The organism is Streptomyces sp. WAC06614, from assembly GCF_003949795.1.
Lineage (GTDB): Bacteria > Actinomycetota > Actinomycetes > Streptomycetales > Streptomycetaceae > Streptomyces.
This window is the reverse complement of record NZ_RPRY01000264.1, coordinates 1-9,822: the sequence shown is the minus strand read 5'-3', so window position 1 is coordinate 9,822 and position 9,822 is coordinate 1. Positions and strand designations below refer to the sequence as shown.

Annotated in this window: 10 protein-coding genes; all 10 read right to left on the bottom strand. The window is 75.1% G+C overall.

Features of this window, described 5'->3' with window-relative positions:
• Positions 1-44 precede the first annotated feature (44 nt).
• The 10 genes from EF918_RS26995 to EF918_RS26950 all read right to left on the bottom strand — a co-directional run bounded on the left by EF918_RS26995 (position 45) and on the right by EF918_RS26950 (position 9,454).
• Positions 45-731, bottom strand: coding sequence for a response regulator transcription factor (locus EF918_RS26995; protein ID WP_125651438.1), 687 nt, complete (start codon positions 729-731; stop codon positions 45-47).
• The gene (locus tag EF918_RS26990; protein ID WP_125651436.1) at positions 713-2,008 is read right to left on the bottom strand and encodes a sensor histidine kinase; all 1,296 of its coding nucleotides are present in this window, start codon (positions 2,006-2,008) and stop codon (positions 713-715) included. The genes EF918_RS26995 and EF918_RS26990 overlap by 19 nt, the downstream gene beginning before the upstream one ends.
• A 5-nt stretch (positions 2,009-2,013) precedes the next feature.
• Complete coding sequence (locus tag EF918_RS26985) at positions 2,014-2,913, bottom strand: DUF5936 domain-containing protein (protein ID WP_125651434.1); 900 nt, start codon at positions 2,911-2,913, stop codon at positions 2,014-2,016.
• A 10-nt stretch (positions 2,914-2,923) separates the two neighbouring features.
• Entirely contained in the window at positions 2,924-3,862 is a 939-nt protein-coding gene (locus EF918_RS26980) for a type II secretion system F family protein (RefSeq protein WP_125651432.1), read from the bottom strand.
• Positions 3,859-5,211, bottom strand: coding sequence for a CpaF family protein (locus EF918_RS26975; RefSeq protein ID WP_125651430.1), 1,353 nt, complete (start codon positions 5,209-5,211; stop codon positions 3,859-3,861). The genes EF918_RS26980 and EF918_RS26975 overlap by 4 nt, the downstream gene beginning before the upstream one ends.
• Complete coding sequence (locus tag EF918_RS38560) at positions 5,208-5,546, bottom strand: TadE/TadG family type IV pilus assembly protein (RefSeq protein ID WP_260610717.1); 339 nt, start codon at positions 5,544-5,546, stop codon at positions 5,208-5,210. The genes EF918_RS26975 and EF918_RS38560 overlap by 4 nt, the downstream gene beginning before the upstream one ends.
• Positions 5,547-5,868: 322 nt before the next feature.
• Entirely contained in the window at positions 5,869-6,453 is a 585-nt protein-coding gene (locus EF918_RS38555) for a TadE/TadG family type IV pilus assembly protein (RefSeq protein ID WP_260610716.1), read from the bottom strand.
• A gap of 26 nt (positions 6,454-6,479) precedes the next feature.
• Positions 6,480-7,784 (bottom strand): AAA family ATPase, encoded by a 1,305-nt coding sequence (locus EF918_RS26960; RefSeq protein WP_125651428.1) that lies wholly within the window; start codon positions 7,782-7,784, stop codon positions 6,480-6,482.
• Positions 7,785-7,791: 7 nt separating this feature from the next.
• Complete coding sequence (cpaB, locus tag EF918_RS26955; protein ID WP_125651425.1) at positions 7,792-8,499, bottom strand: Flp pilus assembly protein CpaB; 708 nt, start codon at positions 8,497-8,499, stop codon at positions 7,792-7,794.
• 43 nt (positions 8,500-8,542) lie between these two features.
• Entirely contained in the window at positions 8,543-9,454 is a 912-nt protein-coding gene (locus tag EF918_RS26950; protein WP_260610715.1) for a hypothetical protein, read from the bottom strand.
• Positions 9,455-9,822: the final 368 nt, after the last annotated feature.

The window sequence follows — 9,822 nt, the reverse complement described above, 5'->3', positions numbered from 1 at the left end:
CCAAGGGTCCCTGGGCCCAAAGGGGGGCCCACTGCGGGGGGTGGTCAGCCATGGCCCGTCACCCCGGGACGGGCCGTTCCCAGCCATCGGGCTATCGCCTCGCTGCGCGTCGTGCTCTGCAGCTTCGCGAAGATGCGGTTGATGTGGTTCTTCACCGTCTTCTCGCTGATGAAGCACGTCGCCGCGATCTGCTGGTTGCTCATCCCGGACGCGATGAGATCCATGACCTCCGCCTCGCGTGAACTCAGCCCGTACATGGGTTGGTTGACGGAACCACCCTGCGATTGTGGCATATAGCGTTGCGGCTGCGAAGAGTGCGAGCGGAGTTCGGCCAGGACGGCGGTGGCTGCCGACGTCGTGAAGTTGGCCCGGCCCTCGTGGACGTCGCGGACCGCGGCGAGCAGGTGGTCCGGCGTGAACTCGCCGTGCACCAGGTAGCCGCCCGCGCCCAGCCGCAACGACTCGCGGACCACCTCCGGTTCGCCGCTGTACGTCAGCATCAGCACCGGCGCGAGCTGGGCCAGGTGCGGCAGGGCGGAGATGCCGTCCACGCCTGGCATGCGGACGTCCAGCAGGACGACGTCCGGGCGGTGGGCGCGGGCCAGCCGCAGGGCCTCGCGGCCGTCGGCCGCCTCGGCGGCGACCGACAGGTCCGGGTGGGTCGTGAGCAGCGCCGCGAGGCCCGCCCGGACGACCGGGTTGTCGTCGGCGATCAGGACGCGCAGCGGCATGCCGGGCTCCTCCTGTCCGGGTACGGGTCCCGGGCCGCGGCCGGGGCAGGGGCCGGGGCGCCGTCGGGGAACGGCAGGGACAGGCGGACCTCCGTGCCGGCGCCGTGGGGGGCCGGGCCGAAGCTCAGGCGGGCGCCGACGGCCTCGGCCCGTTCGGTCATGCCGAGCAGCCCGAAGTGGCCCGCCCGGGCCAGGTCGGCGGGGCAGGTGCCGGCCGGGAGGCCGCCGCGGCCGTCGTCCGTGACGCGGAGCGTCAGGCGGCCCGCCGCGCCCCGCCCTTCGAGGCCCAGCTCCATGCGGATCCGCCGCGCCCCCGCGTGCCGGCGCGTGTTCTCCAGCGCCTCCGCCGTCATCGCCAGGACCTCGGCCGCCGTGGCGGCAGGGAGCCGTGGTGGGGGTGTGCGGTCCGGTGCGGGCGTGGTCAGTTCCACCGGCAGGCCCGTCTCCCGGGCGAAGGCCGTCGCCTGGGCGTGGAGGGCGTGCGCGAGGTCCGTTCCGCCGTCGTGCCGCAGGTCCGTCAGCAGGGCGCGGGACTCCGTCGCCGCCCGGCGGGCGGCCTCGGCGATCCCGGCGGCCCGGGTCCCGGCGGTGGCCGGGTCCGGCGTACGGGACAGGGCCTCGGCGGACAGGGCCAGGCCGTGCAGGGTCTTGCCGAGGGAGTCGTGCAACTCCCGTGCCAGGCGGGCGCGTTCGGCCGAGGTCGCCTCGGCCGCCGCCTGCCCGGACCGATGGCGGGCCAGGGCCCGGCCGGCCGCGTCGAGGCGGAGGAGCAGGTCCCGCAGCTGCGCGCCCGCCGCCCCGGCGAGCAGGCACAGGCCCGGCAGGACCAGCGTGCCCGGTACGTCCGGACCGGCCGTCGCCGGCCGGCCTCCGGCGACCGGGACGAGGCCCGCCAGCAGCACCAGCCCCGCCTGCGCCGCCGCGTACGCCGCCGCGCCCCGCCGCCCGTGGGCCAGCCCGGCCAGCAGCGGCGTGCCGAGCAGGACCAGGCCGAGCGGGGATCCCGGCGGGGCCGTGACCAGCAGCGGCGCGCCGATCGCCAGGTCCGCCGCGAGGGTCCGGCGGTGGCGCAGCAGCCAGGGGCCGCCCCGCTCCCAGCCGTGGCACAGGGCGTACGAGAGCGCGCACGTCAGCAGCACCGCGGCCGCGAGCCGCCAGGTGGCCGGGCCCGGTGCCGTACGGGCCAGGGCCGCCGGGGCGGTCAGGGCGGTCGTCGCCATGCGGAGGGCGAGGACCTGGCGGCAGAGGGCGTGCACGGCGTGCGGTCCCGTCGCCATCGTCGTCACCCGTTCCCGAGGATCGCGCCGAAGTCGACGTTCGCGCCGTAGACGAAGCCGCACACGAGCAGGATCAGGGTGCCCGGCAGCATGAACATGGTGACCGCGAACGTGGCCTTGGGGACGGCGCGGGCGGCGCGGCGGCGGGCGTTCTGGGCGTCCGTACGGCGCATGTCCTCGGCGATCGCGATCAGGGTGTCGACGATCGGTGAGCCCAGCTCCTCGCCCTGCTGGAGGGCGGTGACGAACTGGGCGACCTGTTCGGAGTCGTTGCGCCGGCGCAGCTCGTCGAAGGCCTGGCGGCGGCTGACGCCCATGTCCATCTGCTGGAGGGTGATGCGGATCTCGTCCGCCCACGGCCCCCGGTACTTGTCCGCGACCCGGTCCAGTGCCTGCCGGAAGCCGATGCCCGCGCTGACCACCACGGCGAGGACGTCGAGGAAGTCGGGCAGGATGCGTTCGATGTGGTCGCGGCGGACGCGGATCGCCGACCACAGGCCGACCTCGATCCAGAACAGTCCGAACGCCACCATCAGCAGGGCCGGGACCAGTTTGCCGCCCAGCAGCATCGCGAAGGCGCCGAGTGCGCCCAGGGCGGCGTAGACCGCGCGCCGGGCGGCGTAGCGGTCGATGGTCAGGCCGGCCGGGTTGCCCGCCAGGTCGATCTGGCGACGCTTGGCGGCAACCCGCTCGGGGCCCATCAGCCGCAGCACCAGGGGCGCCCAGCGGATGCCCATGCGGTCGACGACCGAGCCGACGGCGGTGGTCCGGGTGGCGCCGACCTCCAGGGCGAGGGCCAGGTCGGAGGGCAGCCGGGTGTCGGCGCGGTAGAGGTGGACGCCGTGCAGGACGCCGACGACGGACAGGGCCAGGAGGAGGGCGAGGAGGAGGGCGGTGGCGGTCATGGCGGGCCCCTCAGACGTCGATCTTGGAGAGGCGGCGGATGAGGACGAAGCCGAGCGTGAACAGGCCGAGGGCGACCAGGACGGCGATCTGGCCGACCGCCGCGCCCGTCATCCGGTCGAGCGCGCCCGGCATCATCGCGTCGACGAGCAGCAGCGAGCCCAGGCCGATGGCCGGGACCAGGTAGGCCGTGACGGTCACCTGCGAGAGCTGGGTGCGGATCTCGCGCCGGGTCTCCTTGCGCTGTTCCAGGGTGACCGTGAGGTTGCGCAGGGAACCGACGATGGCACCGCCGGCGCGGGCGGACAGGACGAGGGTGGAGACGAGGACGACGAGTTCGCGCGAGGGGAGCCGGTCGGCGAGTTCGCCGAGGGCCTCCTCGATGGAGTGGCCGACGGCGAGCCGGTCGGCCACCCGGGACAGCTCCTCGCCTGCCGGGGCCTCCAGTTCCTCGGCGGCCAGGCCGATGGCGGTGCGCAGGGCGAGGCCGGCCTGGGTGGCGTTGGCCAGGATCCGGGCGAGTTCGGGGAGCTGGTTGATGAAGCGCTCGATGCGGCGGGCCCGCTGCCAGTTGAGGAAGGCGTTGGCCGCCCACACTCCGATCAGGCCGGCGACCGGGCCGAAGAAGGGGGCCAGGAAGGAGGCGGCCAGCAGCCACACCGCGGCGAGGCCGCCCACGGCGTAGACGAAGAACTCGCCGGGGGTCAGGTCGAGTCCGGTGGTCGCCAGCTTGCGGGCGATGCGGCGGCCGAGGCGGGTGCGGCGCAGCCGCCGGTCGACGCCGGGGAAGCGGCGGGGCCGGCCGGCCGGCTCGGAACCGCCGGAGGCGGACAGCCGGGCGACGAGGGCGGCGCGCTGGGCGCGGCCGGCGGCGTACGCGTGCGCGCCGAGGATCACCAGGAGGCAGGCCAGCAGGGTGGCGCCGAGGGCGAGGAGGACGAGTGGGTTCACAGGGCGGTCCGAGCGGTCCGGGTGCGGAGGGCGAGCTGGTCGTCGGAGAGGGCGACACCGAAGGCCTGCGGGACCGGCTGGTTGCTCATGTAGAGGCGGTCGGCGATCCGGCGGGGCAGCGGGTAGTGCTCGAAGTGGCCGCGGACGCGTCCGTCGGAGCCCATCGGCTGGGCGACGAACCGGCAGACGGAGGTGATCCGGAACGGCTCGCGGCCGTGCGAGTCGAGGACGGCGATCTCGGTGACGCGGCGGGAGCCGTCGCCGAAGCGGGTGAGCTGGACGACGATGTCGACGGCGGAGTTGATCTGGTCCTGGAGGGCGGCGAAGGGGACCTCGACCTCGGACATGGAGGCGAGGGTCTGGAGCCGCAGCAGTGCGTCCTCGGCGCTGTTGGCGTGGACGGTGGCGAGGGAGCCGTCGTGACCGGTGGACATGGCCTGGAGCATGTCGAGGGTCTCGCCGCCGCGGACCTCGCCGACGATGATGCGGTCGGGGCGCATGCGCAGGCTGTTGCGGACGAGGTCGCGGATGGTGATGCGGCCCTTCCCCTCGACGTTCGCGGGGCGGGACTCCAGGCGGATGACGTGGGCCTGCTGGAGCTGGAGCTCGGCGGAGTCCTCGATGGTGATGATCCGCTCGCCGTCGGGGATCAGGCCGGAGAGGGCGTTGAGCAGGGTGGTCTTACCGGTGCCGGTGGCGCCGGAGACGATCGTGTTCATCCGGGCCTGGACGAGTCCGGAGAGCAGGAGCAGCATCTGCTCGTCGACGGAGCCGAGGGCGATCATCTCGGCGAGGGTGAAGGCGCGCGGGAAGCGGCGGATGGTGAGGGTGGCGCCGGTCAGGGAGAGCGGCGGGATGATGACGTTGACGCGTTCGCCGGAGGGCAGGCGGGCGTCGACCATCGGATTGGCCTCGTCCACGCGGCGGTTGACGGTGGAGACGATGCGCTCGATGGTCTGCATGAGCTGGTCGTGGGAGGCGAAGCGGAGGGGGAGCTGCTCGACGCGGCCGGCGCGTTCGACGTAGATGTGGTCGGGGCCGTTGACCATGATCTCGGAGATGGAGGCGTCCTCCAGGAGCGGTTCGAGGACGCCGAGGCCGAGGGCCTCGTCCACGACGCGGCGGATGAGCTGGGCGCGTTCGGCGGTGGAGAGGACCGGGCCCTCGCGGCTGATGATGTGGCCGAGGACGCGTTCGAGCCGGGAGCGGCGCTCGGCCGGGCTGAGCGCCGACATCTCGGCGAGGTCGATCTCCTCCAGGAGCTTGGCCCGGTAGGCGGAGACCAGGCGGCCGTCCTCGCGGGGGCTGTGGCGGTCGTCGGGCGTGCCGACCCTGGAACGCAGGCTCATCCGGACCCCTCCGGTGCGTCGTACGGCATGATCGCGGTGCGGACGGCCGACTGGACGGCGAGTCCGGGCACGATCGAGTTGATCGGGATGGTCACGGTGGCGGTGACGGCGTCGCCGCTGCGGCCGACGACGACGTCCGCCTTGGCGGCGAGCTCGCCGCTGATCGCCGCCTTCCCGGCGGCGGCCCCGCCGGCCCCGTGCCGCGCCTGGACCCGGGCGGCGGTCCGCGCGGCGGTGTCGGCCTGCTCGTTGACGTACGCGATCCAGCCGAGCTGGATCGCGCAGAGCGCGACGAGGAGCAGGATCGGCACGAAGCCGATGTATTCCAGGGCCACCTGGCCCCGATCCCGCGCGGGCCGCCCTGCGGGCGCGGGCGCCGGGGCGGGGGCGGCCCCGGTGTCCGACGCGGACGCCCGCGCGCGCCTCGCCGCGGGCGCGGGCGCGGGCCTCGCCGCGGGGGCCGTCACGGCGGCGGACCCACGGTCCAGGGCCTGCCCCGGCCGGGAGCCGACCGCGGCCGCTGCCGCGGAGGCGGCGGACCCTGCGTCGGACGCGGACGCCCGCGCGGGCCGCCCTGCGGGCGCGGGCGCGGGCCTCGCTGCGGGGGCGGGCCCGGCCATGGGGCGCCGGGTCGGGTGGTCGTGGGGAGCGGGCATGTCAGTCGGTCTCCTTTTCCGTGGCGGAGCCGGCTGTTCCGGTGAGGGGGACGTCCAGGTTCAGGCCGGGGAAGAGGACCGGGAGTTTCAGGGTGACCGTGGCGCGGTAGACCGTGCCGGACTCGGCGCAGGTGGCCCGGGGGGACCAGGCCGCGGCTATGTGGCGTTCGGCGGCCGCCGCGCAGGCGGCGGCGCCGCCCACCGCGCCGGCGCGGGCGGCCTCGTCGGCGGCGTTGCCCGCGAGGGCGAAGCCGTAGCCGATCAGGACGCACTCCCAGACCGCGGCCACCAGCAGCAGGATCAGCGGGACCGTGCCGACGAACTCCACCGCCACCTGGCCCGTGTCCCCCCGCCCCGGCCTCCGCAGCACCCGCGGTGCCCGGGCCGCCCGGGGCGCCCTCGGCCGGGCTGCCGCCGCCACCAGGCCCGGAGCCACCGCCAGGCCCACGGCTCCGCCCAGACCCGGAGCCACCGCCAGACCCGGAGCCACCGCCAGGCCCACGGCTCCGCCCAGACCCGGAGCCACCGCCAGGCCCGCGGCTCCGCCCAGGCCCGGAGCCACGGCCGGCCCCGGAGCTCCGTCCACGGCCCCGCCCCGGCTCGGCACGGGGGTCACGGCGTGTCCCGGGGGCGGCGGCGGAGGCCGAGCAGGGTGCGGTTCGCCGGGGGGAGGGCGCGGCGGGGGGACGGGGGGCGGAGGGCCAGGGTGGTGCCCGGGGGCGGGAGGGTGTCCGCCGTGGGCGGGGCGGACAGGAGGCCCAGTTCGGAGGCCAGCGTCCACAGGGCCTTCTTCACCGCCGAGCGGTTGTCCAGGTCCTGGACCCGGCCCGCGTCGATCACCGGCTGGAGTTCCTTGAAGGCGGCCGGGACCGGGGTGCGCAGGGCCCGGGTGCGGGTGATCTTCTCGATCAGGGAGGGGCTTATCTCCGTGTGCCGGGTCCAGCGGTTGACCACCATGGCGGTGTCCTCGGCCTTGCGGACCTGGAGCCGTTCCCACATCCGCACCGTCCGCTTGGCGGCCCGTACGGCGACCACGTCGGGCGTGGTGACCAGCACCGCCACGTCGGCCATCTCGACGGCCGCCGCGTTCGCCCCGGTGAGCTGGGTGCCGCAGTCGATGACGACCACCTCGTAGCGGCTGCGCAGGGCCGTGACGATGGTGCGTGCCGCCCGGTCGTCGACCTCCTCGCCGCGTTCCCCGTCGGCCGGGGCCAGCAGCAGGGCCAGGCCCGTGCGGTGCTCGAAGACCGCGTCGCCCAGCACCCGGGCCGAGATGTCCTGGATGCCGGCGAGGTCGGCGATGGAGCGGCGGAACTGCACGTCCAGGTACGAGCCCACGTCCCCGGCCTGGAGGTCCATGTCGACCAGGGCGGTCCGGCGCCCGGCGGCGGCCGCGGCCAGCGCGAACTGCACGGCGGCCAAGGTGGCGCCGACCCCGCCCTTGGCCCCGGTGACGGTGACCACCGTGCCGCCCGGCCCGGCCGGCAGGTCCCCGCCCCGGCCGCCCAGGTGGCGGCGGACCCCGACGGCCCACTGGGCGGCGGCCTGGATCCGCGCGGCCAGTTCGTCGTAGGAGAGCGGGAGCCCGACCAGGCCGCGGGCGCCGGCGTCCATGGCGGCCGCGAACACCCCCGGCCCCGCGTCGGAGCTGAGCAGCACGACGCCCACGGTCGGGAAGCGCAGGGCGACCTCGCGGACCAGGTCGAGGGCGGGCACCGGGCCGATCCGCTCGTGGACCAGGACCACCTCGGGCAGGTCGTCGAGGGACTGGACGGCGAGCCGGCCGAGGGTGTCGAGCAGGGTGGTGGAGTCCGGGGCGGCCCCGCCGGGTTCGACGGCCGGGAGCTGGCCGAGCAGGGCGGCGATGGAGCGGGCGGCGTCCGGGTCGCCGGCGGCGGCGAGGATTCGGGTGGTCATCCGGGCCTCACTTGTCCCCGTCGAGGGTGTACGTGCGGTCGCCCGGGGCGGGCGGCTGGCCTTCGCCGCCGGGGGCGACCAGGGCGAGGCGGACGTGCTCGGCGAAGGACTCGGCGTAGGCGACCCGTTGGGTGTCCTTGGTGTTCAGGGCGAAGGTGATCGGGACGGCCTCCTCCGGGCCCTTGCGGTCGCCGCCGGTCTTCTCCACCGGGGTGAGCGCGCCGACCGCGATGACCCGGGCGTTGGCCACGATGATCACCGAGCGGTCGGGGTCGGTCTCCCGGGCGCCGTTGAAGGTGGCGATGATGTTGACCCGGTCGCCGGAGTGGATCTTCCCGGCGACACCCGTGGCGGCGTCGATCATGATGGCGATCTCCTGCTCGCCGGGCTGGAGCTTGGGCCGGTCCACGAGCATGTCGCTCTGGAGCAGGGTGCCCTTGGTGAGCTGGACCACGGTGATCTTGTCGCGCAGGGCGCCGAGGTCGGTGACGGCCGTGGCGGGCAGCCACCGCCGGGGGATCCGGACCTCCTCGAAGTGTTCGGCGTTCAGCGGGGTGTACGGCGCTATGCCGCTCTTCACCTCGTACGCGACGACCTCGGGGCCGACCTTGGAGTTGACGTCCCCGATGACCGACAGGACTCCGGCGAACGCGCCCAGGGCGCACAGGACCGACAGGAGGATCAGGATGACGCCGCGGCGCTGGCGTGGGTTCATGGGCCGGACTACCTCGTCGTTCGTTCGTCGTTCGGTCGGGCGGTCAGGATCTGGCGGCGCGGTGGTACGGGCCGGCGCCCGTGGCGGGTCCGGCTGCGGTCGCGGCGCCGGTGGCGGGGCCCGGCGGCGCGAGCGGGAGGAGCGGTGCGGCGCAGAAGCCGCAGCGGTCGCCGATGAGTTCCAGGCCGCACCAGCGGCAGGGCTCGCGGCGTACGGAGGCGACCAGTTGGTGCAGGACGGCGGTGTCGGGGATGGCGGCGACGAACTCGACCAGCTTGTGCGTCGCCCACCAGGTGGGCGAGTCGGCGGGCAGCGGGTTCTCCAGCACGCCCTGGACCTGCCAGGCGGCGGCCAGTTCGGCGGTGACCCAGTCGGCGGGGAGCTGGCCGCGGGCGAAGGTGAGGTGGGTGGCGAAGCCGGGTCCGGGCGGCGGTGCGAAGCCGGGGGTGCCGAGCCGGGCGAGCCGGGGTTCGGGGTGGACCGTGACGGCGAACTGGGCTCCGGGGGCCCAGGACTTGGCGTGCGCCTTGAGGCCGACGGGGACGCGGTCCAGCCGGACCACCGAGCCGAGCAGGGCGCCGGCGTGGAGGTAGTGGGTCAGCAGCCGGGCGGCGGAGGCGATCACTCCGGGACTGAAGTCGCAGCCGGCGAGCTGACGTAACTGCCGGACCAGCAGCGCGGTCGCCAGCGGGGGCAGGTCGGTGTCCAGCAGGGCGATCCGGTCGCTCTCCAGGACCGCCCGTACGGTGTGCAGCCGGCGCACGGTGGCCGGCGGCAGCCAGCTCGGTACGACGGCCACCACGTGCCCGTACCGCTCGACGAGGGCGGTGAGCTCGGCGAGCGAGCCCTCCAGGTCGACCCGGTCGGGTCCGGCGAGCACCTCGGTCGGCGGGGTGTGCCGGTCCGGGGCGGGCAACGCCAGGTCGGCGCTGGTGACAGCAATGGCGGTCGGCACGCGAATCCCCCCGTTCACCCCGTCCACACCCGGTGCGCGGCGGACGACTCCCCGGCTCGTGCCGGGCGAGGCCCCCTGGCCGCCACGCACGCGTACGCGCGCAGCGCGCATACGCATATGCTGCGCGACCGCAAACGACCGGCCCCGCTTCCGTCCTGCCCCAGCACCATATCCGCGTCGTCCCTGGCCGGGCAGGCTCTTGCCGATTCCGGTCCGCGCACGGCCGGTCACCGGTGGCGAAAAACCCGGACAACAAGGAAGCGGCGAGCGGACGTTTCCCGCCACGTTGCAAAGACCCTTGACAGAAGGATTGGTCTGGACCAACTTGGGCCCGGGATCCCCACGTCACTTCCCCCCTTCCCCAACTC

Excerpts from the sequence above, each read along its gene's own strand:
- EF918_RS26995 (WP_125651438.1), bottom strand. The coding sequence starts at position 731 with ATGCCGCTGCGCGTCCTGATCGCCGACGACAACCCGGTCGTCCGGGCG.
- EF918_RS26990 (WP_125651436.1), bottom strand. The coding sequence starts at position 2,008 with ATGGCGACGGGACCGCACGCCGTGCACGCCCTCTGCCGCCAGGTCCTC.
- EF918_RS26985 (WP_125651434.1), bottom strand. The coding sequence starts at position 2,913 with ATGACCGCCACCGCCCTCCTCCTCGCCCTCCTCCTGGCCCTGTCCGTC.
- EF918_RS26975 (WP_125651430.1), bottom strand. The coding sequence starts at position 5,211 with ATGAGCCTGCGTTCCAGGGTCGGCACGCCCGACGACCGCCACAGCCCC.
- EF918_RS26960 (WP_125651428.1), bottom strand. The coding sequence starts at position 7,784 with ATGACCACCCGAATCCTCGCCGCCGCCGGCGACCCGGACGCCGCCCGC.
- cpaB (WP_125651425.1), bottom strand. The coding sequence starts at position 8,499 with ATGAACCCACGCCAGCGCCGCGGCGTCATCCTGATCCTCCTGTCGGTC.